Below are 26321 nucleotides of genomic sequence, written 5' to 3'. Positions count from 1 at the left end.
GGATGCTCGCGTGAAGAACGATATGCTCAGCACCTGGATGGAAGCTCTCGTGGCCTACGTCCGCTCGGGCCAGCCGGATCTCACCAACCGACAGATGGCATTGCTGCTGCTGGTCTACCGGACCAACGGGCCGCACACCGTCCGCGGGCTGGCCGGCATCCTTGGCGTATCGAAGCCGGTCGTCACTCGCGCCTTGAATACGCTGGGCCGCCTCGGCTATCTGCGCCGCGAACGGGACGAGCGGGATCGCCGCAACATCTTCGTGACGCGCACCAGCCGTGGAGCAGAATTTCTTGAAGGCTTCCGAAGCCTCATCGCCGGCAAGGAGCGCCGCCGACCCCAGGCCGTCGCCCAGATCGCGCACGCCTGACCGATTCCGCCTCGCCGGCGCATCGGCCAAGCTCGATCCCCGCATCTATGCCGTCCGGAAGGACATCGCGGACATCGCGCTGGCCGACCGCGTGTTCGCGCCGCATTATGCGAAGCCGCTGCTGCACGGATGCCTTGGCACTGCCGTTCCGATGCGCGCGACGCCCTCATACGATGCAACCGCCGTCTCCGAATTGCTGCGCGGCGAATCCTTTGCGGTCGTGGATGCCAGCGGTGACTGGGCATGGGGATATTCCACGCACGACAACTATGTAGGCTACGTGCCGGTGGATGCGATCGGCTCGCTGGTCGAGCCGACGCATATCGTCGCGTCTCCGGCTGCGTTGGTATTCGCGACAAGCAGCATCAAGGCGCCGGTGGTGGAGCGCCTGCCGATGGGCGCGCGCCTGGCCGTCAGATCGACCGAGGGTGATTTCCATCAGATCGACGGCGGCTTCATCCATCATCGTCATCTCGCGCCGTTGGCAGTGCCCGATGCCGACCATGTTTCCATCGCCGCGCGCCTGACCGGCGTGCCCTATCGCTGGGGCGGGCGATCGGGCGACGGGATCGATTGCTCGGGCCTCGTCCAGTTGGCGCTTTCCTTCGCCGGCATCGCGGCACCGCGCGACAGCGATCAGCAGCAGGAACTCGGCGCGGCCGTCGCGCGGGACGAACTCCGACGGGGCGATCTCGTCTTCCTCCCCGGCCATGTTGGGATCATGGCCGACGATACCCATTTGCTGCACGCCAATGCCTTCTGGATGCAGGTCGTGACCGAGCCGCTCGCGGACGTGGTCGCGCGCCAGCCCGAAGGCCAGGGCATCGCAGCGCTGCGGAGATTGTGATGACTGTGAACGTGTTCGTCGACGGCGGTGCCGGCACCACCGGCATCGAGATCGTCGATCGCCTCTCGAACCGCGCCGATGTCGCGCTCACCCTGCTGCCGGACGAACGCCGGAAGGATGCCGCCGCGCGCGCCGATGCGCTGGCGGCCGCCGATATCGCCATCCTCTGTCTTCCCGACGACGCGGCGCGCGAGGCGGTGGCGCTCGCCGAGGATCTGCCGACGCGCTTTATCGATGCCTCCACCGCGCATCGCACGGCGGGGGGTTGGGCCTACGGTTTCGCGGAGATCGAGCCTGGCCGGCGCGCCGAACTGGCCTCCGCCCGCTTCGTTTCCAATCCGGGCTGCTACCCGACCGGCTTCCTGGCTCTCGTCCGTCCGCTGGTACGAGAGGGCCTGTTGCCGGCCACTACCCCGCTCGTGACCAACGCCACGTCCGGCTATTCGGGCGGCGGCAAGGCGATGGTCGCGGAATTCGAGAATGGCGCGGCACCGACCGCCTTCCGTGGTTACGGCCTGACCCTGGAGCACAAGCATGTGCCGGAGATGATGGCCCACGCCGGCCTCTCCGTGCCGCCGATCTTTGCGCCGGCGGTGGCGAATACCTATCGCGGGATGCTGGTGGAAGTGCCGCTCCACCTCTCGCAGCTGCCCGATCGCGCCGTCGAGCATGTCCACGCCGCGCTGGCCGACGCCTATGCGGCCTCGCCGCTGGTCGAGGTCGCCTCGCTGGAGGAAAGTGCCGCACTCAAGGCGCTCACCATCGAGGATGTCGCCGGCACCGATCGGCTGAAGCTCTACGTCTTCGCCAATGCGCGGACCGGCCACCTGCGCCTTGCCGCCACGCTCGACAATCTTGGCAAGGGCGCGAGTGGCGCAGCGGTGCAGAATCTCAACCTGATGGCAGGATTGCCGGAAACCGAGGGGCTGAGGCTCTGACGAAAGGGCCGCCGCCCCCGAGGGACGACGGCCTTCCGCCTCAATAGCAGCGACGATCGCGCACGTAGCGCCCGTAATAGGGGCTCCAGTGTTCCACGACACGGCAGCGCTGCACATATTCGTAGGAATAGGCCGGCGGCGGCGGCGGCGGCGCATAATAGACCGGCGCAGGCGGCGGGGGCGGCGGCGCATAATAGCCGTCATCATAATAAGCCCGGCGCGGATGATCCGACGCGATCGCCGCACCGACGCCAAGACCGAGAATACCGGCGGCAACAGCCGTTCCGGTGCTGACCCGCGCTTCGGCCGGAGCGGCCATTCCGATCGTGCCAGCGGCGAGCGTGGCGGCGGTGACCACCGCCAGAATGGGTTTGCGCATGACGTCCCTCCTTGTGCTTCCCGGCCCCAACCGGGTGTCGAAGGAGGATATCGGCGATTCGTCCTGAACCGTCTGGGAATAGCCCGTGCAGCCGCCGTTCAGCGTGGTTAATGCGGGGCTTACATCTCTCCGCGCGCGTGGCGGATCGCGTACCATTTCTTCACGTTGGCATTGTGCTGGGCCAGCGTGTCCGCGAACACATGGCCGCCCTGCCCGTTCGCCACGAAATAGAGCGCCTGCGTCACCGCCGGATGCAGCACCGCGTTGATCGATGCGCGACCGGGATTGCAGATCGGCCCCTCCGGCAGCCCCGGTTCGGCGTAGGTGTTGTAGCCGTTCTTCGCGTGCAATTCGGATTCAAGGATGCGCCGGCCGAGCGGGCGGCCCTTGGTCACCGGGTAGATCACGGTCGGATCGGCCTGCAGGGCCATGCCGAGCTTGAGCCGGTTGCTGTAGACGCCCGCGACCATTGCCTGTTCCGAGGCAACACCCGTTTCCTTCTCGACGATCGAGGCGAGGATCAGCGCCTGCCGGGGCGTGGTCACCACCAGATTGGGTGCGCGCGCGGTCCATTCGGCGGCCAGCGCCTTGTCCATCGCCTTCTGCATCCGCTGGACAATCATCAGCCGGCTATCGCCCGCCTGATAGGCGTAGCTGTCCGGTAGCACCGATCCTTCCGGCGGCACCGGAACACTGCCGGTCAGCGCCTTGGTCGCCATCAGCTTGTCCTGCACGATCACCGAAGGCGTGCCTTCCGGAATCGTCACCAGCTTCAGCGCCGGGCGGCCGTGCTGTAGCGTATCGAGGATCGTCGCCGCACTGGCGTGCGCGGGGATCCGGAACTCGCCCGCGCGAATCGGATCGCGGGAGCCGAGCTTGCCGGCAAGGCCCCGGAACCAGGTCGCGCTGCGGATGGCGTGCGCTTCCTCCAGCGCCTTGGCGGCGCTGGCGATGGTCGCCCCTTCCGGAATCTGGACGATCGTGGGCTTGGGCAACGGGCCGGGGCCGCGCCACATCCACATCGGCACACCGATCGCCAGCGCGCCGAGCGCCAGCACCAGGATGAGGAGCCGGCGCACGCCCGCAGCCTCAGATCTTGCGCATCACCAGGCTGGCGTTGGTGCCGCCGAACCCGAAGCTGTTGTTGAGCACCGCGCGCACTTCGCGCTTCTTCGCCTTGTGCGGCACGAGATCGACGCCCTCGGTGCCCTCGTCGGGATTGTCGAGGTTGAGCGTCGGCGGGACGATCTGGTCACGGATCGCGAGGATGCAGAAGATCGATTCCACCGCGCCCGCACCGCCGAGCAGGTGGCCGATCGCCGACTTGGTCGAGCTCATCGAGGTGCCGCCGAGATCCTTGCCGAACAGGCGCTGGGTCGCGCCCAGCTCGATCAGATCCGCCATGGTCGAGGTGCCGTGGGCGTTGATGTAGTCGATGTCCTCCGGCTTCAGGCCGGACTTGCGGATCGCCATCTCCATCGAACGATAAGCGCCGTCGCCGTCCGGGTGCGGAGCGGTGACGTGGTAGGCGTCGCCCGACAGGCCGTAGCCGATCACCTCGGCATAGATCTTCGCGCCGCGCGCCTTGGCGTGCTCATATTCCTCGAGCACCACGACACCGGCGCCCTCGCCCATCACGAAGCCGTCGCGATCCTTGTCATAGGGGCGCGATGCCTGTTCGGGACGATCGTTGAAGGTGGTCGCCAGCGCGCGCGCCTGGGCGAAGCCGGCGATGCCGATCGGGCAGACGGTGCTCTCGGCACCGCCGGCCAGCATCACATCGGCATCGTCCATGGCGATCATCCGCGCGGCGTCGCCGATCGAGTGCGCGCCAGTCGAGCAGGCCGTGACGACGGCGTGGTTCGGTCCGCGCAGGCCGTATTTGATCGATACCTGGCCAGAGATCAGGTTGATCAGGCGGCCGTGGACGAAGTGGGGCGAGACGCGGCCGGGGCCTTTCTCGTGCAGCACGATCGACTCGCTTTCGATGCCCGGCAGGCCACCGATGCCCGAACCGATCGAAACGCCCGCGCGCCAGCTTTCCTCCACCGACATATCGGTGAGGCCGGCATCTTCCAGCGCCTGGCCGGCGGCGTCGATACCGTAGACGATGAAGGGATCGACCTGGCGCTGCACCTTGTGATCGACGCGCTTGCCCGCATCGAAGCCCCAGGGATGGTCCTTGGGCTTCACCTCGCAGGCGATCGTGCACTTCTGGTCGGCGGTATCGAAGCGGGTGATCTGCCCGGCGCCGGACTTGCCGGCGATCAGGTTGGCCCAGCTCGTCTCGACATCCCCGCCCAACGGCGTGACGAGGCCCAGACCGGTGACGACTACACGGCGCATCGGCGCCTCCTTCCTCTCATCTCGGCGCTTCGTTTAACGCGCCTCATAACGAAACGGCCCCCCGGCCCCGTTGATCCGGGTCGGAGGGCCGTCAATCTCGTCGGCCCCCGAAGGAGGCCCGACGCGAAGCCTCTCGTCAGCCCTTGTGGCTGTCGATATAGGCGATCGCGTCCTTCACGGTCGTGATCTTCTCGGCGGCGTCGTCGGGGATCTCGACACCGAATTCTTCCTCGAACGCCATAACCAGCTCGACGATGTCGAGGCTGTCGGCACCGAGATCGTCGATGAAGGACGCGTCCTCGGTGACCTTCTCGGCCTCGACGCCGAGATGCTCGACGACGATCTTCTTCACGCGCTCGGCGGTCTCGCTCATGTCTCTCTTCCCATGTTGATCGAAGGGATTGTGGGTTGGGAAAACGCCCTAGACGGGGCGGCGAAGGCTGGCAAGAGGGGCCGGCGACAGCGTTAGGACTTTCGCAGCCGGAACGGTGCTAGGGCGTGCCCGATGGGCGAGGCGTGGAAAAGCGGCGACTGGGTGGACGCGCGGCGGGTGCGGCTGGTCTGTGCCTTCCTGCTGGCGGCGACGATCCTTGGATACGGATTCCTGCTGTCGATGTCGCACGGTACGCTGGACGCGCAGGGCCGGCCGATCGGCACCGATTTCTCGGACGTCTATGCCGCCGGCTGGATGGCCGATCACGGTCGCGCCGCCGCCGCCTGGGTCTGGCCCGAACATTATAAGGTCCAGCAGGCGCTGCATCATTCCAAGGCGGTGCCCTTCTACGGCTGGCATTATCCGCCGCCCTTCCTGCTGCTCGCGAGCCTGCTGGCGACGATGCCGTATCTGGCCGCATTGGCGCTGTGGCTCGGCACGACACTGGCGGGTGCGGTCATGGTGGCGCGGAAGATCGTGCCCGGCCCCGGCACGACGCTGGCGGTGCTGGCGGCGCCGGCGAGCTTCGTCTGTATCGGGCATGGCCAGAACGCCTTCCTAACCGCGAGCCTGCTCGCGGGCGGGCTGGCGCTGCTCGATCGCAGGCCGTGGACGGCCGGGCTGCTGCTCGGCTGCCTCGTCTACAAGCCGCAATTCGCGGTGCTGCTGCCGGTGGTGCTGATCGCGGCGGGCAACCGGCGCGCCTTTGCCGGAGCCGCGATCTCGTCGCTCGGGCTGGTCGCGATCACGCTCGCCATCTGGGGCTGGCCGGTGTGGCAGGCCTTCCACGATTCGCTGATCCTCACCCGCACCCGCGTGATCGAGACCGGCGAGACCGGCTGGGAGAAGATCGTCACCAGCTTCGCGACCGCGCGGGCACTGGGTGCGCCGATCCCGCTCGCTTACGGCTTTCAGGCGATCTCGACCGCGCTCGCCATCGCCGGCGCCGCGCTCGCCGCGCGCTGGGCGAGCCCGGCGCTGCGCGGCGCGACGGTATGCTGCGCGGCCCTGCTCTCGACGCCCTATGCGATGGACTACGACCTCGTGATCCTCGGCGGCGCGCTCTGCTTCCTCGTCGCGGACGCGCGCGAGCGGGGCTGGCTGGGACATGAGAAAAGCATTCTCGCGATCGCCTATCTCGTGCCGTTCGTCGGCCGCCAGATCGCGGCGCTGACGCTCGTGCCTCTAGACTGGATCACCCTGGTCGCGGTCTTCGCGATCACGCTGAGGCGGGCGTGGGTGCTGGACTTCAAATTCCTCCCCAAGCTTGTCTTGGGGAGGGGGACTGCCCGCCGAAGGCGAGTGGTGGAGGGGTAGGCGCGGCGCATCTCCCCTCCCCCATCCTGCGGATGATCCCCCTCCCCGAGAAAGCTCGGGGAGGAATAAGATCAGATCATCGCCATGCCGCCGTTGACGTGCAGCGTCTGGCCGGTGACGTACCCAGCCTCGCGGCTCGCCAGATAGGCGACCGCCGCGCCGATATCGCCGCCGTCGCCGAGGTCGCCGGCCGGGATCTTCGTCAGGATCGCGGATTTCTGCGCATCGTTCAGCGCGTCGGTCATCGCCGATCGGATGAAGCCCGGCGCCACGCAGTTCACCGTGATGTTGCGGCTCGCCAGTTCCTGCGCGAGGCTCTTGGACATGCCGATCAGCCCGGCCTTGGAGGCCGCGTAATTGGCCTGCCCCGGATTGCCCGTGACGCCCACCACCGAGGTGATGGAGATGATCCGTCCGAAGCGCGCCTTCATCATCGGCTTGGCGGCGGCGCGGATCAGGCGGAAGGCGGCCTCGAGGTTGACCGAGATCACCTGATCCCATTCCTCGTCCTTCATCCGCATGACGAGGTTGTCGCGGGTGATGCCGGCATTGTTGACGAGGATGTCGAGCTTGCCGCCCAGCGCCTCGACCGCGCGCGGGATCAGGCCATCGACCTCCGCCGAGTCAGAGAGGTTGCAGGTCAGCGTCACCGGATCGTTGGGCAGCCCGGAGGCCACCTCGGCCAGCACCGCCCCGCGCGTGCCGGAGAGCGCGACCTTCGCGCCCTGCGCCGCCAGCGCCTTGGCCGTCGCCGAGCCGAGGCCGCCGGATGCGCCGGTCACCAGCGCGGTCATTCCCGTCAGATCGAACATGCTTCCGTCCTCTCTCAGAGCGTTTTCGCCAGCGCTTCGATATCGTCCATCGTGATCACCGACGTCGCGGTGGCGTCGGGCGCGATGCGCTTGATCATCGGGCCGAGCACCTTGCCGCCGAACTCCACGAACTCGGTCACGCCGGCTGCGACCATCGCCTCGACGCTCTCGCGCCAACGCACCGTGCCCGTCACCTGCTCGACCAGCAACGTGCGGATGCTCGTCGGATCGGCGACCGGGGCGGCCGTCACGTTGGCATAGACCGGCACCAGTGGCGCGCGCAGGTCGGCGCCGGCCAGCGCCTTCTCCATCGCACGGGCGGCCGGCTCCATCAGCGAGCAGTGGAAGGGCGCGGACACCGGCAGCAGCATCGCGCGCTTGCCGCCGCGCACCTTGGCAAGCTCGACCGCGCGCTCGACAGCGGCCCTGGTGCCGGAGACGACCACCTGCCCCGGCGCGTTGTCGTTGGCCGCCTCGCACACTTCGTTCTCGGCGGCGTCGGCAGCGATCTGGCGCGCAGCGGCGAAATCAAGGCCGAGCAGGGCGGCCATCGCGCCCTCGCCCACCGGCACCGCCGCCTGCATCGCCTGCCCGCGGATACGCAGCAGCTTCGCCGTCTCGGCCAGCGCGAGCGCCTCGGCCGCGCACAAAGCCGTATATTCGCCGAGTGAGTGCCCGGCTACGAACTCGGCCTTGTCGGCAAGGCGGATGCCGCCATCCTTCTCCAGCACCCGCAGCGTCGCGATGGCGTTCGCCATGATCGCCGGCTGCGCGTTCTCGGTGAGCATCAGCGCGTCGGCCGGGCCTTCCGCCATCAACGCCGCGAGCTTCTGCCCCAGCGCATCGTCGACTTCCTGAAACACTTCGCGCGCGACACCGCTGGCCTGCGCAAGCGCATGACCCATGCCGACGGCCTGACTGCCCTGGCCGGGAAAGATGAACGCGCGCATGATCCTCTCCTTGGATGAAGGGGGCGCGATAGAAAGCTGGACGCCGAAGCGCAAGCCGTGGCACGCCCCGCCCCATGCGTATCAAAGCCCTGTCCGCCGTCGCCATCCTCTCCGCAACGCTTGCCACCACGCTCGGCGCCGCCAAGCCGCAGGGCTATCTCGCCGAAGGTGCCTTCGATCTGATGCAGGTACTGCCGCCCGCCCCGATCGCCGGAGACGCGCGCTACAAGGCGGACCGGACGATCTTCAAAAAGACCCGCAAGCTGATCGGCACGCCGCGCTGGCAGCTCGCCACCAGCGACGTGAAGACCGATCAGCGATCGCTGATGGCGGATTTCTCCTGCGCGGTCGGCGTGGCGCTGACGCCGGAAGACGCGCCGCGCACCGAGGCCCTCGTCGCGCGGGCGCGTGCCGACACCAGCCGCCAGACCAATATCGCCAAGGATTTCTACAAGCGGCGGCGCCCATTCCTGATCGATCACGGCAAGATCTGCCAGCCCGAGGCAGAACTGGCTGACAGCTACGATTACCCATCCGGCCACACCACGCTCGGCTGGACATGGGCGCTCGCCCTCTCCGATCTGCTGCCGGAACGCGCCACCGCCATCCTCGCGCGTGGACGGGCCTATGGCGACAGCCGCTTCATCTGCGGCGCGCATAACGAGAGCGCGGTCGAGGCCGGGAAGCTCTCGGCCGGATCGACGATGCAGGTGGTGCGTCAGACTCCGGCCTATCAGGCGGATGCCGCGGCCGCCCGTGCCGAACTGCGGCGCCTCACCGCCGATCCAGCGACGCCCAGGCCGACAGGATGCGACGTGGAAGCCAAACTGGTCGCACAGCGCTTGTTGTAGATCCGACACGGTAGACCAAAGTCGAAAAATCGATCTTAACCTTAAAAAGACTCGTCCGGATTAAATAACGCTCCACTTTAAACAAGACGGGGCGACGGGAGAGATGCGAGATCGTCGGGGCGCCGGCCTCCTGATCCTGCTGCTGTGCGCATCGTGCACCGCGCCGTCGATCGGGCTGCGCCCGCCATCTTCGCAACGGGCGACCGAATCTGGATTAACTGTTGCGCTGGACGATCCGCTGCCGGCCGGGCCGCCGCGTCTGACGTATCGGGTAGCGAACATGTTCAACGAGATGCTGTCCTGGTCGCCGCTCAGCCGCCATTCCCGCTCCGTCAACGCCGACGACGAGGCGACGCTCAACTGCCTCACCGCTGCCGTCTATTACGAAGCCCGCTCGGAATCCGAGGAAGGTCAGCGCGCCGTCGCGCAGGTGGTGCTCAACCGCGTCGGCAAGCCGTCCTTCGCGGGCAGCGTGTGCGGCGTGATCCACCAGCGATCGGCCGCGAGCGGCGGTTGCCAGTTCGATTTCGTCTGCGACGGCGCCCAACGCGGCCGTCGCGAGACCGGCGCCTGGGCCGCCGCGCTGCGCATCGCGCGCCGCGCGCTCGGCGGCGAGACCTACGATCCGGTCGGATCCGCCACCTTCTACCATACCATCGCCGTCTCGCCGGACTGGTCGCGCCGTTTCGTGCGCGTACGCCAAATCGGTGCGCACATTTTCTACAAGTCGCGCGCCTGAGCCGTTCCCCGGCTTGCATTTCCCGCCGATTTCGCTCATAGGCCCGCGCGTCCGGGGTGCCGAGCACAGGCTCAGCGCCCCGTTCACTATTTGAAAGACAGCCGGAGGGGCGTCCACACGGGGTGGCCGCCAGCGATCGGCCAACATTGGAAGGACGGCCACATGGCTCTGTACGAGCATGTGTTTCTCGCGCGTCAGGACCTCGCCCAGGCGCAGGTTGATGCGCTGGCGGAAAACGCCACCCAGATCGTCGAGGGACTCGGCGGCAAGATCGTCAAGACCGAGACCTGGGGTCTGCGCAGCCTCGCCTATCGTATCGCGAAGAACCGCAAGGCGCACTACGTGATGCTCGAGATCGACGGCCCGGCCGCGACGATCCAGGAGCTCGAGCGCCAGCTGGCGATCAACGAGGACATCATCCGCTACATGACCGTCCGCGTGGACGAGCATGAGGCCGGCCCGTCGGCGATGATGCGCCGCAACGAGCGCGATCGCGGTGGTGATCGTGGCGGTCGTGGTGGCGATCGCGGCGACCGTGGTGACCGTGGCCCCCGTCGCGACCGCGACGAAGCGCCGCGCGACGCCGCCTGAGCCCTCCAGAGAGATAGGAAACACAAGAAATGGCACGCCCATTCTTCCGCCGCCGCAAGAGCTGCCCCTTCTCCGCGAAGGACGCTCCCCGGATCGATTACAAGGATGTCCGTCTGCTCCAGGGCTTCGTGTCCGAGCGCGGCAAGATCGTCCCCAGCCGCATCACCGCGGTGTCCGCCAAGAAGCAGCGTGAGCTGGCTCGCGAGATCAAGCGCGCCCGTCACCTCGGCCTGCTTCCCTACGTCGTGAAGTAAGGAGACGCCCCCATGGAAGTCATTCTGCTGGAGCGCGTCGAGAAGCTCGGCGCCATCGGCGACATCGTCACCGTGAAGAACGGCTATGCCCGTAACTTCCTGCTGCCGAACAAGAAGGCGCTGCGCGCCAACGAAGCCAACAAGAAGGTCTTCGAGGCGAACCGCGCCCATCTCGAGGCGGAAAACGCCAAGAAGCGCGATGTGGCCGTGTCGGAATCGAAGGACATCGACGGCAAGTCGGTGACCCTGATCCGTCAGGCGTCGAACACCGGCCAGCTCTATGGTTCGGTTTCGGCCCGCGACCTCGCCGAGCTGCTGCACGCCGACGGCGCGCACGTCACCAAGTCGCAGATCGTACTCGACAAGCCGATCAAGGCGATCGGCGTGCACGAGGTCCGCGTGACCCTGCACCCCGAGGTGTCGGTGACCGTGAAGGTCAACGTCGCCCGCTCGCCGGAAGAGGCGGACCTGCAGGCGCAGGGCGTCGATGTCATGGCTGAGATGTTCGAGCGTGACGAGGCCGGCTTCACCGAGGATTACGATCCCAACGCCGAGCCGGGCGCCACCGCCGAGGCCCCCGCGCAGGAAGACGAGCAGGCCGAGGCCTGATCGCTTCCCACCGGGACCGATGAGAATGAGGCCGTCCGCAGCGATGCGGGCGGCCTTTTTCGATGACCGACTTTTCGATGAACGACATGGCGGCTCCTGCCCGGACGTATCATTGGGCTTGCCCCGGCCGCCTCAAAGGCCCACCCCCTCGCGCATGAGCCGCAGAGCTCGATCGATTCCCAAGGGGTGTTCATCCATGGCCAGTCGTTTCTTCCGTTCCGCCGTCCTGCTCGTCGCCTCCGCCTCACTCGGCGCCCAGGTTGCCCATGCCGCCGCACCGGCGCGCGCCAACCCGTTCGCCGTGCCGAGCACCCTGCCCTTCCAGGCGCCGCGCTTCGACCTGATCAAGGACGACGACTATCAACCGGCGTTCGAGACGGCGATGGCGCAGCATCTCGCAGAGGTGCAGAAGATCGCCAACAATCCGGCGGCACCGACCTTCGACAACACGATCGGCGCGCTGGAGAAATCGGGCCGGATGCTCGATCGCGTGAGCCTCGCCTTTTTTGGGGTGGTGCAGGCCAACACCAACAACACGCTGGACAAGGTACAGGAGGTCGAGGCCCCCAAGCTCTCGCAGCATTCGGACGCGATCAACCTCGATCCGAAGCTCTTCGCCCGCGTGAAGACGCTGTGGGACAAGCGCGCCTCGCTGAACCTCACTCCCGAGCAGACGCAGGTCCTCAAGATCTATTATGACGGCTTCGTCCACGCCGGCGCGCAGCTCTCCGCCGCCGACCAGACCAAGCTGAAGGTGCTCAACACCCAGCTCGCCAGCCTGGAAACGAGCTTCCAGCAGAAGCTGCTCGCCGCCGCCAAGGCCGGCGCGCTGGTGGTCGATGACAAGGCGAAGCTCGCCGGGCTGGACGATGGCAAGATCGCGGCGGCCGCACAGGATGCCAAGGGCCGCGGACTCGACGGCAAGTTCGTGATCCCGCTGCAGAACACCACCCAGCAGCCGAGCCTGGAGGACATGACCGACCGCGCGACGCGCGAGGCGCTGTTCCAGAGCAGCTGGACGCGCGCCGAGAAAGGCGATGCCAACGACACTCGCCCGGTGATCCAGCAGCTGGCGATGCTGCGCGCGCAAAAGGCGCAGTTGCTCGGCTATCCGAACTGGGCGGCCTACACGCTCTACGACCAGATGGCGAAGACGCCCGAGGCTGCCGAATCCTTCATGGAACAGCTCGGCACCGCCACCGCGCCCGAGCAGAAGCGCGAGGCCGCCGAATTGCAGGCGCAGATCGACAAGGATGGCGACAAGTTCCAGCTGAAGCCCTGGGACTGGGATCATTATGCCGCCGAAGTCCGCAAGGCGAAGTATGACCTCGACCAGAATGAGGTGAAGCCCTATTTCGAGCTGCACACCGTGCTGGAAGACGGCGTCTTCTACGCGGCCAACCAGCTCTATGGCCTGACCTTCAAGAAGCGCACCGACTTGCCCGTCTATCAGCCGGACGTGATGGTCTACACGGTCTACGACAAGGACGGCTCCGAACTGGGCCTGATGTATTTCGACTATTTCAAGCGCGACAACAAATCGGGCGGCGCCTGGATGTCGAACTTCGTCGGCCAGTCCAAGCTGCTCGGCACCAAGCCGGTGATCTACAACGTCGCCAATTTCCAGAAGCCCGCCGCCGGCCAGCCGGCGCTGATCAGTTCCGACGACGTGACGACGATGTTCCACGAATTCGGCCACGCGCTGCACGGCCTGTTCGCGAACCAGGTCTATCCAACCGTCTCGGGCACCAATACCGCGCGCGACTGGGTGGAATTCCCTTCCCAGTTCAACGAGCATTGGGCGTTCGACCCCAAGGTGCTGGCGCACTATGCCAAGAACTACAAAACCGGCGCACCGATCCCGCAGGCGTTGGTCGACAAGATCAAGAAGGCCGCCAAGTTCAACCAGGGCTATGCGCTGGGCGAGGTGATCGCGGCGGCGATGCTCGACATGGACTGGCATTCGCTGCCGGCTTCGGCAGGCAAGCAGGACGTCGATCAGTTCGAAGCAGCGGCGCTTGCCAAGACGGGTCTCGACACGACCGACGTGCCGCCGCGCTATCGCAGCAGCTACTTCCTCCACATCTGGGCGAACGGCTATTCGGCGGGCTACTACGCCTATCTGTGGACGCAGATGCTGGAGCATGACGCCTATCACTGGTTCGTCGATCATGGCGGGCTGACCCGCGAGAACGGCCAGCGCTTCCGCGACATGATCCTGAGCAAGGGCCATACCGAGGATTACGGCCCGATGTTCAAGGCCTTCTATGGCAAGGATCCGGATGTCGGCCCGATGCTGGAAGAGCACGGCCTGACGCCGACCGGCCAATGAATGGACGGGGCCCGCCTGGTGAACGTATCGCCGGGCGGGCCGGTTTGCGGCAAACACGGAAAACGTGGTTGATGCTGCGTTAATGATTCCCCACCTAATTTTGCGAAAAAATGAGCTGGGAGCGGATCCGAAGCACATGGATCGGTAGGGAATCATGTATCTGCTGGATTATTTCGCTCCCGCAGCCACTCGTCGCGCGGCCCGGGAGGAAGCTGTCAACGCCATCCGCGTGAAGGGCGCGGACGCGGAACAGGAATTGCGCGAGAGGATACGCCGAACGGAAAGCCGGACACGGCGACAAGTCTATCGGATCGCGATCAAGCTGCTGCCCGATTTGCTGGCGCGTAGCTAGATCAGCTCTCCTGCGTCGCGAATTCGCGGAGAATGCCGATCAGGCGCGCCGCCGAATGAGGCGCCTCGTCGAGCACCGACTCCACCTGCGCCGACAGGAAAAGCGACGGCCCCGCATAAGCGAGCGACCAGTCGTCGAACAGTCGCCCCTCCCCGGCGCCGGCGAGGATGGTTTGCACCTCGCCATGCCGCGCGTCACGCTTGATGCTCTCCTGAACCGCCGCGACGTGCTCGGCCGCTCCCTCGATATATTGCGCGAAGCGCCGCCCGGTGAAGAGCAACGCTCCGGTCAGCCTGAGTGAATCATTACGGATGCGCGAGACCTTAACGATGTCGGCCACCGCCGCATCGACCCAATTCGCGGGAAGGAGACACCGGCTCACATAGAACCAGCGATGGCAGGCGGATGGGTCTTCGATATCAGGCACTCCGCCTTGATAATGCGCTGCCATGAGGCCGCAAGTATGGTTAACGCCGATTTCTCCGGAGATATCGCCCACTTCGACTGATCCCTCGAACGCCACAGACGGTCGCGCGGGAGTGCCCATCCCCCGGAAAAACACGGTAGCGTCCTCCAACACCCACGCAGTTATGCGGCTCTAGGCAGCAGAGCCGACCGGCATCGCCGCCCGCGACTGGAAATGGGAGGACAAGATCATCTCGATACGCCATGATCCCGCCACGGCCGGGTATCGAACCCGCGAGCACCTGCGAGAATGGAAAGCCTGATGACGACGCGGATTGTCTACCTCGTCGGCGGAAGTCCTCAAACGCGCCGTTCGCTCGCCCGTATCCTCCGCGTCACCGGCTTTCGCACCCATGCCTTCGCCACCGCTGCCGATCTGATCGACGCGACCGCCTATATCGAACCCGGCTGCGTCCTGCTCGATACCGACCTGCCGGACGGGGACAGCATCGATCTTCTGCGCCAACTTGGCGAGATCCGTCCCGATCTGCCGGTGATCATCATGGCGGCGGATGCGGATGTGCCGGCCGCGGTGCGCGCGATCCGCGCCGGCGCATTCGATTTCATCGCACAGCCGCTCGCCGATGTCGCGTTGCTGGCGATGCTCGAGCAGGCCTTCGCTCATCTGCCGCAGCGCGTGCGCCATGCCCTGAAGGTTCGCGACGCCATGGTGAAAGGCGGCCGCCTGACCCCGCGCGAGCGCGACGTCCTGGACGGCATGTTGGCGGGGCGCGCCAATCGCGAAATCGGCGATGCGCTGGGCATCGGCGTCCGCACGGTCGAGATGCACCGGGCCAACGTGATGCGGAAGCTGGATGCCGACAGCCTGCCCGCCTTGATGCGGCTGTGCCTGCTTGCCGGAATAACGTCCGTGGAAAGCGACGAGGCCGCCTAGCGACCGGCCGCCTGCGCCAGCGAGGCGCCCTCGCGATCGGATATCCGCTGGACCGCATCGAACGCCTGCCCGATCGCGACCATCGCGCCCGTATCAGTCTGCGGATCCAGCCCGCTGCGCGCCGCATCGAGGCTCGCGAGCGCCTTCGCCACCGGTCCGCGCGCCGTTTCGATCCGCGAGAGCGACACCTGCGCCGCAAGCCATGCGTCGCTCCCCTCGCCGGCGCCTCGCCCTCTGACGAGCGCCGGGCGCTCCTCCTCCAGCACGCGCCGGAAATCCGCATCGGCCGCCTGCGCCTGCGCGATCAGCGGGGCATAACGCTGCACCGCCGCCGGATCGGCGACGGCGGCCGGCGCCTCGGGCCGGTTCGGCTCAGCCATGGAGATCTGTTCGATCGGGCGCGGCGCGAGCGAAGGATAGGGATCGGACGATCCGGCACACCCCGCCGTCGCGATGACGAGCGCAGAGGCGAGGATCGCACGGACGGGCTCAGGAAAGCGGGCTGGCATGGCTTCCGTCTAGAGTTGTGTTTTTATCGTAGCAATGGGGTTGCGCTCCCGCAAAACTCCTTCTAACAGCGCCTCCACAACGCGCCCGTAGCTCAGCTGGATAGAGCATCAGACTACGAATCTGAGGGTCGGACGTTCGAATCGTTCCGGGCGCGCCAACGACATTTCTGCGTGATCGCAGGTGAAAGCCGGGCCAGTTTTGGCCCGGCTTTTTCGTTGCAGGGTAGGTGACCGGCACGCGTAACGCGCCGGTCACCCCTGAGCCTATTCCGCTGCGATGTCGGTTGCGGGCTTCGCGTCATTGGCGGCTGCCGGCTCGCCGAGCATGTGCATGCCCTTCTCGCTCAGCAGCATCCCGATCAGCGCCTGCAACGCGCCTGCGCCCTGAGCGCCATCCGCGCCGCCGGTGTTGATCTGCACCCTCGGCACGATGTCGACGCCCGATTTCTCCAGCGCATCGGCGAGCCGCTCGATCACCTGCCGGGTCAGCTGATACTGCGCGCCGCCGGACGCCGCCGCCTGCTTCTCGATCGTCTCGGCGGTGGCGAGGCCGGTGCGGGTGATCCGCTCGGCCTCGGCGCCCGCGAGCGCCACGACCTTCGCCGCCTCGCCCTCGCCGAGCAGGCGGGTGCGATCGGCCTCCGCCTTCGCCAGCGTGCGGGTCTGCTCGGCATCCTGGGTCGCGCGCTTGAGCGCAGCCTTGCCCTGATTCTCCTGCACCGTGATCGAGAGTTCGGATTCGGTGATCGAGGTCTGCTGATGCGCGCGCGCCTCCGCCTCGCGCAGCGCCTTCTCGCTCTCGGCGGCGATGCGCTGCTTCTCGTAGGTGGTGACGCGCTCCTCGGCGACCTGCCGCTCGCGCAGCTGCTGGAGCACCTTCTCGATCTGGTCGTTGCCGGCCGCCGCGCGGGGCGTGCCGATCAGCACCTCCTGCAGCTCGAGATTGTAGTTGCCGAACTTGGTGCGCATTTCCTCGCCGGCCTGCTCCTGAATGTCCGAGCGTTCCTGCAGCAGCTCGATCAGCGTCTTCTTCTGCGCGACATTCTTGAAATAGGCCGAGACCATCGGATCGAGCGTCTGCTCGACCAGCTTCTTGATGTCGCCGAAGCGCTGGATGACCAAAGGCGCCTTGCGATAGTCGATATGGACGACCACGCTCAGCGGCAGCGTCGGCTCGAACGCGTCGCGGGTGATCAGCGACACCTCGGACAGGTTCTCGTCGAACTTGTGCTGGCCGGTGACGTCCTGATCCCACTTCAGGATGAAGTTGGTGGTCGGCACCGCGATGATCTTGCCCGCATAGGTGTTGAAGGCATATTTGCCGGGCAGAAGCGGCTCGCTCCACACGCCGCGATGGCCGCGCGCGACCAGCTCGCCATGGCGATAATCCTCGCCCGACGTATCGCGACCGGTCTCGCCGGTATAGCTGATCACCACGCCGACATGGCCAACCTCGATCACCGTCTTGGAGACCATCTCGACGGTCGCGAACAGGCGGTTGATGAAGTAGCTGCCCTCGACGAGCACCTGCAGCTGGCGACCGCGACGGCCGCCCGCCGCGATGAACTTCTCCGGATCCTGGAAGCTGTTGTGGAAGGTGGCGGTGTCGGCCTGATCGGTGCCGACTTCCGGCGCGATGATCTGGTCGGCGGTGAGCGCCGGCCCGTCATGCACGGTGACGATGCCGATCTGGTCGGTCGAATCCTTGATCACGACCGCCATGAAGCCGCCGCGCCCCTCGATCACGCCCTGCATCTGGGTGAACAGCGCCTCGTCGGCGCGCTCCAGCATCAGGCCATAGATATGCTCGCGCGTGATGATCACGAACTGGGCGAGGTTGATGGCGTAGGTGCCCTCGCGCAGGATCGTGCGCTGCGGGCCCTTCTGGCCGCCGTTCGACAGGAACGCGCGCACATCGAGGAAATCCGCCGTGGTGGCGTTGCTGGCGAGCGTCTGGGTCGGCCCCAGCGGTGCACCGTCACGGGCGAACACGTAGCCGACCTGGCCCTGCGGGATCGTCACCAGCGGCTGACTGTGGACGCGATATTGGAACGGCACGAAGAAATGGTAGCCGCCGCGCAGCACGGCGGGTTGGTAGCCGGCCTCGCGCGACAAGGCGATCAGGCCGCCGGAGATCGATCCGTTGCGGCTCCACAGTTTCTCGACGATGGCGACGCGGTTGTTGCCGACGTAGCGGACCATGCGCGAGAGGGTGAAAAGAAAGACGACGACGAGGGCCACGACAGCCGAGGCGCCGAGCACATACATATTTGTCATCTGGGAAAGGTGTCCTTTGGACCTTAAAGACGAGCGCTCTATTTGCGTTCGCAGAAATATTTACGCCTGTTCAATCGCCGTCGCCAGAGAAATCGGACGGGCCGTACCGCATTTCGACATAGCCCGCCGCAGCCCTCGCCTTGCGCTCGTCTTGCGCCGCATTCTCATCGGCCAGTTCGCGCCGGGCGTTGGCGAGGCGCTCGATCGTCGCGGTCGCCATGTCCGCGATCGCGGCGCGGCGTTCGGGCGGGGCTGAGGCGAGTGCGGCCGTGGAAGCCCTTACCGTATCGAGGAGATCGCGCGCGATAGCCTGATGGCCGGGATGACCGTATTGCCATGGCGCCGTCGTCAAAGCGGCCAGTGCCGCGTCGGCACGAGGACCGAAGCGCCCCTTCCCCAGTCCGGCCGCCCGAGCGACCCGATCAGCAAGGCGACTGTCCATCACCGCCGGGTTCGACCTCGACCGCCGTTCGCGCCGCCAGCGCAGCACGGGATCGATCCCGCCCGCCAGCAAGGTCGCGAGCAACGCCGCGCCGGCATAACCGCCCAATAGCGCGGGGCTGGCCGCCAGCGCGTGACGGAGCATTGCCTCCGCACCGGCCTCACGCGGCCCGAAGAGCAGGACGTCGATCACGATGGCGATCAGGTAGAACGGCACCACGAAATGGAGAAATGCGCCCGCGACCAGTCGCCAGGGCAGGATCGGCCGATCGTCCGAGTCGTCATCGATGCCGCCACGATTCCGCACGTCGTCATCCTGCCACGCACAACAGGCGCACGCCACAGGTCTGGCGCGTCGGGCCGACCAAGGCTAAGCGCTCGATCCATGACCGACAGCATCACGATCCGCCGCCCCGACGACTGGCATGTGCACCTTCGCGACGGCGAGATGCTGCAGGCCGTGGCCGGCTTCACCGCCCGCCAGTTCGCCCGCGCCATCGTGATGCCCAACCTCACCCCGCCGGTGACGACGGTCGCGCAGGCCGAGGCCTATCGCGACCGCATCCTGGCGGCGGTGCCGGAGGGTGTGGACTTCACCCCACTGATGGTCTGCTACCTGACCGACGCTGCCGACCCGGCCGAAATCGAGCGCGGCTTCGCGTCGGGCGCCTTCACCGCGTGCAAGCTCTACCCAGCCCACGCCACCACCAACAGTGCGCACGGCGTCACCGACATCTTCAAGCTGGCTCCGGTGCTGGAGACGATGCAGCGCATCGGTATGCCGCTGCTGATCCACGGCGAGGTGACCGATCGCGCGATCGACATCTTCGATCGCGAGGCGGTGTTCATCGAGACGATCCTGACCCCGCTGGCGCGCGATTACCCCGGCCTCAAGATCGTGCTGGAGCATATCACGACCGCCGAAGCCGTCGATTTCGTGCTGGCCAACGGGCCGCAACTAGGCGCGACGATCACGCCGCAGCACATGATCATCAACCGCAACGCGATCTTCGACGGCGGCATTCGCCCGCACGCTTACTGCCTGCCTATCGCCAAACGCGAGCATCACCGGCTGGCGGTGCGCAAGGCGGCCGTATCCGGCGCCCCGCAATTCTTCCTCGGCACGGACAGCGCGCCGCACGCGGTCGGCCGCAAGGAAACGTCGTGCGGCTGCGCGGGCATCTTCAACGCGCCCTACGCAATGGAAAGCTATACGCAGGTGTTCGACGAGGAGGATGCGCTCGACCGGCTGGAGGCCTTCGCTTCGGAAAACGGCCCGCGCTTCTACGGCCTGCCGCTCAACGAAGCGCGCGTGACGCTGGAGCGCGCCGAGGTGCCGGTGCCCGATCGTATCGGCGACGGTGCGCTCGCCGTCGTGCCATTCCATGCCGGCGAGCGCATCGGCTGGCGCTTCGTCGCCGGCTGAACGGCCGCCCTTCGCGGGCCTGTTAAGATATGCCCGTCCCGGCGGCGGCGGAGCTGTGCTCCGCCACCCCCGAACCGGTCCCGATCAGAACACCTTCTTGAGCGTCACGAACCACTGCCGCGGCGCACCGGCCAGCATCGTCTGGGAGTCGCCGCTCGCCACAAAACCGTTCGACCCGATCGTGCCGATATACTTCTTGTCGAACAGGTTGGTGACGTTCGCGGTGATGCTGAAGCCATCCAGCATACCCATGTTCCGGAACGTGTAGCCCGCCGAGGCATCGACCAGCACGCGGCCCTTCACCGAAACGTCGTTGGTGTAGGTGACGTAGCGCTTGGACATATAGTCGGCGCCGGCGCGGAACATGAACTGGCCGTCGTCATAGACGACCTCGCCCTTCACCATGTTCTTGGGCGTATCGACGACGTTGTCGCCCTTGTTGACCTGCAGCTTGCCGGCCGCATCGATCACCGTGTTCTCGTACTTGGAGCTGTTGTACGAATAGCTCGCATAGACCGAGAGCGGGTTGAAGATGCGGTAGGTCGCGGTCAGCTCGGCGCCGTAGGTGTGGACCGAGCCGACGTTGGCGAGCGTGTTGGCGAGACCCTGGATGCCGACGCCATTGGTGATCACCAGCAGGCGGTTGGTGAAGTCGACATAATAGCCGACCGCCGACGCCTGGAACGGCCCGTAATGGACGCGCAGACCGCCCTCGGCGGTCTTCGAACGCTCCGGCTTCAGCTTGCCCGAGATCGCGTCGAATCCGACCTGCGTGGTCGAGAACGGCCCGGTCGTCGCCGACGAGACGAAGGCGCGCATGTTCTCGGTATAGTCGGCGAACACCTCGGCGTTCGGCGTCACGTGGTAGACCACGCCCGCCTGCGGCTGGAACCAGTCGCGCGCGCCGATCTGGCCCGAGGCGAGGCCGCCGTCCACGCGCATGTTGGCGGTGTTGATGACGTTCACGCCCTTCCAGCCGCCGTTCAGCACCAGCTTGTCGTCGAACAGCTTCAGCGTGTCCGTGACATGGTATTGCCAGGTCTGGGTGTCGTATTTGCCGTGCCACGAGGTCGCGAACGGATTGCTCTGGAAGTCGAGCGTCGGACGAGACTGCACGTCACCATCAGAGAGGCCATAATAGCGGCGTGCCTGATCGAAGGTGTTGCTCTCGAACCAACCGCCGACCTCGAGGGTGTTGGGTCCATGTTCCCAGGTCGCGGCACCGATCAGGCCACCCCGGTGGATGCTGTATTCGGTAGTGCGGAAGGACAGCGCCCCCGGATCAGTGATGACGCTGCCATCCTGGTTCAGCGCGCCCGCCGGGGTGGCCGTGTAGGGCGTGATCCAGCTGCCCTGCCCCTTGTTGTTGTGGTAGTAGCCGGTCGCCTTGAAGTAGATCTCGGGCGTCAGGTGCGCGTCGAAGGTGACGCCGCCCAGCCAGTCGCGGCGCAGGCCGCCGGCGTCGGCATATTCGTCGTCCACCGTGCTGAAGCCCGACGGGAAGACGATGCCAGCGCCGAACCAGGGCTGCGGCTGTCCGGCCGCCGTCGCAACCTGGTTCTGGTAGATCTTCGCCAGCTGGACCGCGAGCGCGTAATTGCCCGTCAGGTTGTCGTCGCGCAGGCCGCGACGCGCGATGATGTCGTAGCTCAGATCCTGATAGTCGGTCTCGCGGCGATCGGAGAAGTTCACGAACGCGGAGATGCTGCCGAGATCGCCCAGATCCTCGACGATCTTGGCGTTGACCTGATGCTGGCGCTGTGGGCCGTCGCCCTTCCACTTGTCGGCATGGTTGAAGGCGTAGCTCAGATAGCCCTTGAGGCCGCTGCCGCCGATGTTGCCGGAGTCGACGCGAACGTAGGCGCGCTCGGTGTCGTCGGCGCCGTAGGTGCCATCGACGGTGAGGCCCATCTTCTCCTTGGGCGTATCCGAGTAGAACTGGATGGTGCCGCCGAGATTGCTGGTCGACGCGGTGCCGAGCGCACCGGCGCCCTGCGCCACCTCGGTACGGGCGACGTTCTCGGAGATGATCGCGCGGCTGATGTGCAGGCCGTTGACGTTGCCGTAGCTCATGTCGCCGAGCGGCACGCCGTCGAGGGTGAAGCCGAGCTGGTTCTGGTTGAAGCCGCGCAGCGAGATGCGCACCGCCCACTCATAGGCGCCGAAGGGATCGGCCGACTGGAAGTTGACGCCCGGCAGCTTCTCGATCGCCTTCAACGGGCTGGCGCCCGGCACGATGCGCGCAATGTCGGCGGCGTTGATCTCCTGCACCTGGCGGCTCTTGCCGAAGCCGAGCACGACGATGTCCTTCGGCTGATCGGCCGAAGCGCCATCCGTGCCGGCCGTGGTGGTCGCCCCCGCATCGGTGGCGGCAACCGTGTCCGCGGCGTTTGCTATCGCGGGAATCAGCGCGGCGCAGGCAACGCCGGCGAGCAGTCGGAACGACATCTTCATGGATCAGCCCCTTTGGAAATCGGCGCGCATCGCGCTCTCGGGGCCGTCCATGCAGGGCGACGGTTTCACATCCGCGATGGATTTGCGTCAGTTCAATGTCGTTACCATACCGTAATGTGACGGCTCAGTAGCCGGTTGCCTTGTCGCCATCGTCCAGCGTTCGGAGAAAGGCGATGATGTCCTGCACCTCGGCGTCGCTGAGCGGCCGCCTGTCGCCCGCCTTGCGATCGAACGGCGCGTCGGCGACGTCGATATTGGCGTGGTAGCGGGCCGGCAGATCGTCATATTTATGGACCTTGCCGCTTGCGTCGTGCGGGTAGATCGCGCCCGGCTGGACCTCGCGCAGATTGTAGAAATCGACCACCTGCTTCAGGTCGTGATAGACGCCGTTGTGGAAATAGACCCCGCGCTTCGCCGAATTGCGCAGCGTCGGCGTCAGGAACATGCCGCAATACTGGGTCTGCTTCGCGAGGTCAGTCCGCAGCGGCCCGCATAGCCCCATGTCGAAATGGCTGGGATCGCGATTGGCCGCGAGACGGCGGTTGCGCGGCACGCCGAGCGCCTCATATTCGGTGTCTGTGAACAACGGCGGCAGCTTGTCGGCGGTCGGCTGGCTGAGGTGGCAAGCCGCGCAATTGCCCTTGTCCGGATCGTTGAACAGCCGCATTCCCCGGATCTCGGCATGGCTCAGCCGCGCCTTCCCTTCCAGCCAGTGATCGTACTTGCTGTCGAAACGGTGGAAGGAAGCCGATTCTACCTGGAACCGCGACAGCGCCGACATCGCCTCGGTGAACAGCATCGCGGGCTGGTTGACGATATCATTGCCAAAGATCGGCTTGAAATCTGAGACATACCTGGCGCGCTGCAGCTTCGCCGCGACATCATAGAGGCTCTTGTTGGCCATTTCAGCCGGGTTCATCATCGGCCCCTTGGCCTGATCCATGAACGTATCTTCCCGCCCATCCCAGAACAGGCCGCCACTCGGCACCATCTGGTTGGCAGCGGGTGCAGTGCCGGCGGACTTGGTCGCGCGCGCCGTACCCTGCGCCTGCTGCGCGAGTTGATCGAGCGGGATCGGGGAGTCATTCTCCTGGTCGGTCGGTCCGATGCCGAACGGCCCCTGCCGATAGAGATAGGCGAGCGAGGGCGGCGGCCGCAGACCCTCCGTCCTCATGTCCACGCCTCCCAGTTGCACGTCGCGATCGTTGGGTGGGCCGTAGGAGCGCGACGGATCGTGGCAGGACGCGCAGGACTGGGTGCCGGAGCCGGACAGCGACGGATCGTGGAAGATCTTCTCGCCAAGCTGCGCCAGCGCACTCAATGGCTGCACCGGCGGCCGGATCAGTGCGACGGGATGCGGGTTCTCGCCGCTCACATCCTCGATCGTCCGATCGAGCGAGGCCGGTGCCTTTTCGGGATAGGCGAGGAAGAAGCCCGCCGTCCCCGCCAGCGCGAGCAGCACGCCGCCCGCCGAGCCGGCCACCCAACGCCATGGTTTTGGCCGCATCTTTTCTGGCACCGTGGGATCGTCGGAAGAAAGCGTGCTGGGATGCTGGTTCATGACACTTCGCGAAAATCTGGAAAAAGGAGAACCCTCCTGCCGGCGTGCCGGCAGGAGGGCCTTTGACGTCGGCGATCGTCCACGCCTCAGGCGGTGGGGGCGGTCGCCGTCTTCTTGCCGGTCGTCGGATCGATGAACACGGCCGTGGTGTGCGGGGCGGAGGAGAAGTCGAACATCCCCATGATGCTGCCCGCATCGGCATCCGCAGAGCCGCCCCCGATACGCTGGCCGTTCAGCCAGTTATCCTCGATGAAGCGGATCACCGAAGCCTGGGAAATCGGCGTCGAGTCGACGTAGTTCACCTTGGCGTAGGGCGAGATCAGGATGAACGGGATGCGGGTGCCCGGGCCGCAGCGGCCGTTGATCTTCTTGCCGTTGACGTCCGTCGCCTGCTTGGCGTTCGGGCCGGTGCAGACGCCCTGCGAGTTCATCTGGTCGGCGCCTGTGACGGTACCGCTCGGCAGGTTGACGCTCGCGGTCGTGGTCGCGTCGAAGGACGAGCGCAGCACGTTCGGGGACTGGTGATCGTACCAGCCGTCCGAGTCGTCGTAGGTGACGATCACGGCGGTGTTCTTCCAGTCCGGCTGCTGCTGGAGGAAGTTGATCACCTTGGCGACGAAGGCCTGCTCGTCGAGCGCGTTGGAATTGCCCGGATGGGCATCCTGGAACGCAGGCGCCTTGATGTAGCTGACAGAGGCGAAGTTGCCCGCGCTCACCGCCGCGACGAAGTCGTTATAGTCATACTGGTGGTTGACCGCCTTGCTGGTCGAGATCGTGGCCGAATTGGGATCGACCGGGCCGTCGGCGGTTTCGGTGTGACCAATCATCGCCGTCGAGCTCGGACGGGTATGGTTCGGGTTCATCGTCGAGGCGTAATACTGGAACCAGGCATGGTGCGGGGTATAGTCCTTCACCGTACGGCTGGTGTTCGGCGATACCGTGCTGCGGGCGCAGCCGGTGGTGCCGTTGGCATTGGTCGCGGACGTGTCGAAGCCACCCATGAAGCCGCCCCAGGTGATCTTGGCGGCGTTGAGCAGGTCGCCGATATTCTTGCCCGCCATGGTCGTGACGATCGCCGCGTTCGAGCACATGTCGCCGGTCGGATCGGCATCGTTCACCATCGTGAACTTGCCCTGGCCGTCGGGGATCGTGTCACCCGTCACGAGCTTGTCGGCGCCCGAAGTGGTGCCCGAAACCACGTTGAGCGCACCCGGTGTCGACGGGCCGAAGCTGTCGGTGAAGGCGTTGTCGCTCATCGCGAAATTCTGGGCGTAGTTCCACAGGCCGGTGACGGTGTTGCCGTCGAAATAGCCCATCACCTGCGCGGCGGTGGTGAACGCACCGGATGCCGCGCCCGAACTCGGGCTAGGCGTGCCGCCGGTGCCGCCCTTGCCGGTGTTCGCCACGAAAGCGTCCATCTTCAGGTTGTTCGTCGCCAGCTGCTCGGGCGTGTAGGCGTGGTTCTGGCTCGCCGTGTCGAACTGCGACCGGTCGAGGCGGAACGGGTTGAGCATGCTCGCATCCGACACCTTCGCCAGGTTGGAGGCGTTCGTGGTGTTCGGGTTGGCGGTCAGCAGCGAGGCGTTGCGGATGTAGCCGTTGACGTTGGCGACGTTGGACGGGGCGACCCATGCCTCGGTCGGTTCGCCGCTCGGATCCTTCGACTGCGGGTAGGTGCCGAAATAGTGATCGAACGACTCGTTCTCGCCGAAGATGACGACGAGATGCTTGATCGGCGTCGCCGTCGACAGCGCGTCCTGTTCAGAAACAGGCGTGGTGGTGCCACCGCCGCCCGTGCTGCTGCCGCTATCGCGCGAGTGACCACAGGAGCTCAGAAGGAGCGCCATGCAGCCGATTTTTAACGCGGAAGACAAATGCTTGCGGATCATGGAATTCTCCACAGCCGAACGGGACGCGCGCCGAGGGAGGACGCACGCCCAGGAAAGGAATACCAGCAAAGCTGCAGGTCACGGCCCCCGTGCCCGGCGTCGACCCACCACCGGAACGTGACAGGCGCGTGACGATCCGACATTAACAGTTTTTAATGTCGGGAAACGAACGGGCGATAGCCCGCAAATCCGGCCGTGCGCGAACCCTTTGAAAATCATTCTCAAAGCATTGCCGCGTCGCATCTTCATTCCGTCTCCGAACTGACGCCGATCCGTCACATCCA

The 26321-nt window shown here is 66.0% G+C and carries 26 protein-coding genes and 1 tRNA gene; 14 read left to right on the top strand and 13 right to left on the bottom strand.

Features of this window, described 5'->3' with window-relative positions:
- Positions 1 to 37 precede the first annotated feature (37 nt).
- From QGN17_RS03645 to argC, 3 genes are read left to right on the top strand one after another with little or no spacing between them, the layout of a single operon-like run.
- Complete coding sequence (locus QGN17_RS03645; protein ID WP_281045131.1) at positions 38 to 370, top strand: MarR family transcriptional regulator; 333 nt, start codon at positions 38 to 40, stop codon at positions 368 to 370.
- Positions 294 to 1217, top strand: a complete 924-nt coding sequence (locus QGN17_RS03640) for a C40 family peptidase (RefSeq protein ID WP_281043159.1) — start codon at positions 294 to 296, stop codon at positions 1215 to 1217. Before QGN17_RS03645 ends, QGN17_RS03640 begins: the two co-directional genes overlap by 77 nt.
- The gene (gene argC / locus QGN17_RS03635) at positions 1217 to 2155 is read left to right on the top strand and encodes an N-acetyl-gamma-glutamyl-phosphate reductase (protein WP_281043158.1); all 939 of its coding nucleotides are present in this window, start codon (positions 1217 to 1219) and stop codon (positions 2153 to 2155) included. Before QGN17_RS03640 ends, argC begins: the two co-directional genes overlap by 1 nt.
- 40 nt (positions 2156 to 2195) lie before the next feature.
- On the opposite strand, the gene QGN17_RS03630 is transcribed toward argC, so the two are convergent.
- The 4 genes from QGN17_RS03630 to QGN17_RS03615 form a co-directional block, all read right to left on the bottom strand.
- Complete coding sequence (locus tag QGN17_RS03630) at positions 2196 to 2534, bottom strand: hypothetical protein (RefSeq protein WP_281043157.1); 339 nt, start codon at positions 2532 to 2534, stop codon at positions 2196 to 2198.
- 119 nt (positions 2535 to 2653) lie between these two features.
- Positions 2654 to 3613 carry an endolytic transglycosylase MltG gene (gene mltG, locus QGN17_RS03625; protein WP_281043156.1) on the bottom strand — a complete coding sequence of 320 codons (960 nt, stop codon included), beginning with the start codon at positions 3611 to 3613 and terminating at the stop codon, positions 2654 to 2656.
- Between the two features lie 10 nt (positions 3614 to 3623).
- Positions 3624 to 4880, bottom strand: a complete 1257-nt coding sequence (fabF, locus tag QGN17_RS03620) for a beta-ketoacyl-ACP synthase II (protein ID WP_281043155.1) — start codon at positions 4878 to 4880, stop codon at positions 3624 to 3626.
- A gap of 136 nt (positions 4881 to 5016) precedes the next feature.
- Entirely contained in the window at positions 5017 to 5253 is a 237-nt protein-coding gene (locus QGN17_RS03615) for an acyl carrier protein (protein WP_019833157.1), read from the bottom strand.
- Positions 5254 to 5385: 132 nt separating this feature from the next.
- Between QGN17_RS03615 and QGN17_RS03610 the strand changes: the two genes are divergently transcribed.
- Positions 5386 to 6630, top strand: coding sequence for a glycosyltransferase family 87 protein (locus tag QGN17_RS03610; RefSeq protein WP_281043154.1), 1245 nt, complete (start codon positions 5386 to 5388; stop codon positions 6628 to 6630).
- 71 nt (positions 6631 to 6701) lie between these two features.
- Here QGN17_RS03610 and fabG read toward each other — a convergent pair whose 3' ends face one another.
- Positions 6702 to 7442 carry a 3-oxoacyl-[acyl-carrier-protein] reductase gene (gene fabG, locus QGN17_RS03605; RefSeq protein WP_281043153.1) on the bottom strand — a complete coding sequence of 247 codons (741 nt, stop codon included), beginning with the start codon at positions 7440 to 7442 and terminating at the stop codon, positions 6702 to 6704.
- Positions 7443 to 7456: 14 nt separating this feature from the next.
- Entirely contained in the window at positions 7457 to 8392 is a 936-nt protein-coding gene (fabD, locus tag QGN17_RS03600) for an ACP S-malonyltransferase (protein ID WP_281043152.1), read from the bottom strand.
- 74 nt (positions 8393 to 8466) lie between these two features.
- Between fabD and QGN17_RS03595 the strand changes: the two genes are divergently transcribed.
- From QGN17_RS03595 to QGN17_RS03565, 7 genes are all read left to right on the top strand, one after another.
- Entirely contained in the window at positions 8467 to 9243 is a 777-nt protein-coding gene (locus tag QGN17_RS03595) for an acid phosphatase (RefSeq protein WP_281043151.1), read from the top strand.
- Between the two features lie 103 nt (positions 9244 to 9346).
- Complete coding sequence (locus QGN17_RS03590) at positions 9347 to 9982, top strand: cell wall hydrolase (protein ID WP_281043150.1); 636 nt, start codon at positions 9347 to 9349, stop codon at positions 9980 to 9982.
- Positions 9983 to 10144: 162 nt separating this feature from the next.
- Positions 10145 to 10573, top strand: coding sequence for a 30S ribosomal protein S6 (gene rpsF, locus QGN17_RS03585; RefSeq protein ID WP_281043149.1), 429 nt, complete (start codon positions 10145 to 10147; stop codon positions 10571 to 10573).
- A gap of 29 nt (positions 10574 to 10602) precedes the next feature.
- The gene (rpsR, locus tag QGN17_RS03580) at positions 10603 to 10827 is read left to right on the top strand and encodes a 30S ribosomal protein S18 (protein WP_019833151.1); all 225 of its coding nucleotides are present in this window, start codon (positions 10603 to 10605) and stop codon (positions 10825 to 10827) included.
- A 12-nt stretch (positions 10828 to 10839) separates the two neighbouring features.
- Positions 10840 to 11436 carry a 50S ribosomal protein L9 gene (gene rplI, locus QGN17_RS03575; protein WP_281043148.1) on the top strand — a complete coding sequence of 199 codons (597 nt, stop codon included), beginning with the start codon at positions 10840 to 10842 and terminating at the stop codon, positions 11434 to 11436.
- Between the two features lie 196 nt (positions 11437 to 11632).
- Positions 11633 to 13768 (top strand): M3 family metallopeptidase, encoded by a 2136-nt coding sequence (locus tag QGN17_RS03570; protein ID WP_281043147.1) that lies wholly within the window; start codon positions 11633 to 11635, stop codon positions 13766 to 13768.
- A gap of 154 nt (positions 13769 to 13922) precedes the next feature.
- Positions 13923 to 14120, top strand: coding sequence for a hypothetical protein (locus tag QGN17_RS03565; protein ID WP_281043146.1), 198 nt, complete (start codon positions 13923 to 13925; stop codon positions 14118 to 14120).
- 1 nt (position 14121) lies between these two features.
- Here the strand turns inward: QGN17_RS03565 and QGN17_RS03560 are convergent, their stop codons facing one another.
- Entirely contained in the window at positions 14122 to 14619 is a 498-nt protein-coding gene (locus QGN17_RS03560) for a BLUF domain-containing protein (protein ID WP_281043145.1), read from the bottom strand.
- A 228-nt stretch (positions 14620 to 14847) separates the two neighbouring features.
- Between QGN17_RS03560 and QGN17_RS03555 the strand changes: the two genes are divergently transcribed.
- The gene (locus tag QGN17_RS03555; RefSeq protein WP_281043144.1) at positions 14848 to 15480 is read left to right on the top strand and encodes a response regulator transcription factor; all 633 of its coding nucleotides are present in this window, start codon (positions 14848 to 14850) and stop codon (positions 15478 to 15480) included.
- On the opposite strand, the gene QGN17_RS03550 is transcribed toward QGN17_RS03555, so the two are convergent.
- On the bottom strand, positions 15477 to 15989 hold the full coding sequence (locus QGN17_RS03550; RefSeq protein ID WP_281043143.1) for a hypothetical protein: 513 nt from the start codon (positions 15987 to 15989) through the stop codon (positions 15477 to 15479). The two genes, QGN17_RS03555 and QGN17_RS03550, sit on opposite strands and share 4 nt — an antisense overlap.
- A gap of 81 nt (positions 15990 to 16070) precedes the next feature.
- Between QGN17_RS03550 and QGN17_RS03545 the strand changes: the two genes are divergently transcribed.
- Positions 16071 to 16147, top strand: a tRNA-Arg gene (locus QGN17_RS03545).
- A gap of 106 nt (positions 16148 to 16253) precedes the next feature.
- On the opposite strand, the gene QGN17_RS03540 is transcribed toward QGN17_RS03545, so the two are convergent.
- Both QGN17_RS03540 and QGN17_RS03535 read right to left on the bottom strand, forming a co-directional pair.
- A complete protein-coding gene (locus QGN17_RS03540) occupies positions 16254 to 18266 on the bottom strand; it encodes an SPFH domain-containing protein (RefSeq protein WP_281043142.1) in 2013 nt (670 codons plus the stop codon).
- A gap of 70 nt (positions 18267 to 18336) precedes the next feature.
- Positions 18337 to 19014: a hypothetical protein gene (locus tag QGN17_RS03535; protein WP_281043141.1), complete on the bottom strand. Its 678-nt coding sequence runs from the start codon at positions 19012 to 19014 to the stop codon at positions 18337 to 18339.
- A gap of 78 nt (positions 19015 to 19092) precedes the next feature.
- On the opposite strand from QGN17_RS03535, the gene pyrC reads away from it, so the two are divergent.
- A complete protein-coding gene (gene pyrC / locus QGN17_RS03530) occupies positions 19093 to 20133 on the top strand; it encodes a dihydroorotase (protein ID WP_281043140.1) in 1041 nt (346 codons plus the stop codon).
- Between the two features lie 84 nt (positions 20134 to 20217).
- On the opposite strand, the gene QGN17_RS03525 is transcribed toward pyrC, so the two are convergent.
- The 3 genes from QGN17_RS03525 to QGN17_RS03515 all read right to left on the bottom strand — a co-directional run bounded on the left by QGN17_RS03525 (position 20218) and on the right by QGN17_RS03515 (position 26037).
- Positions 20218 to 22587: a TonB-dependent receptor gene (locus QGN17_RS03525; RefSeq protein ID WP_281043139.1), complete on the bottom strand. Its 2370-nt coding sequence runs from the start codon at positions 22585 to 22587 to the stop codon at positions 20218 to 20220.
- Between the two features lie 124 nt (positions 22588 to 22711).
- Complete coding sequence (locus QGN17_RS03520; RefSeq protein WP_281043138.1) at positions 22712 to 24148, bottom strand: cytochrome-c peroxidase; 1437 nt, start codon at positions 24146 to 24148, stop codon at positions 22712 to 22714.
- Positions 24149 to 24234: 86 nt separating this feature from the next.
- Entirely contained in the window at positions 24235 to 26037 is a 1803-nt protein-coding gene (locus QGN17_RS03515) for a phospholipase C (protein WP_281043137.1), read from the bottom strand.
- Positions 26038 to 26321: the final 284 nt, after the last annotated feature.

This window comes from Sphingomonas oryzagri (assembly GCF_029906645.1).
In the GTDB taxonomy this organism is placed as follows: domain Bacteria; phylum Pseudomonadota; class Alphaproteobacteria; order Sphingomonadales; family Sphingomonadaceae; genus Solisphingomonas; species Solisphingomonas oryzagri.
Note: the sequence above shows the minus strand (reverse complement) of the source record. Positions and strands in the feature narration are given on the sequence as shown.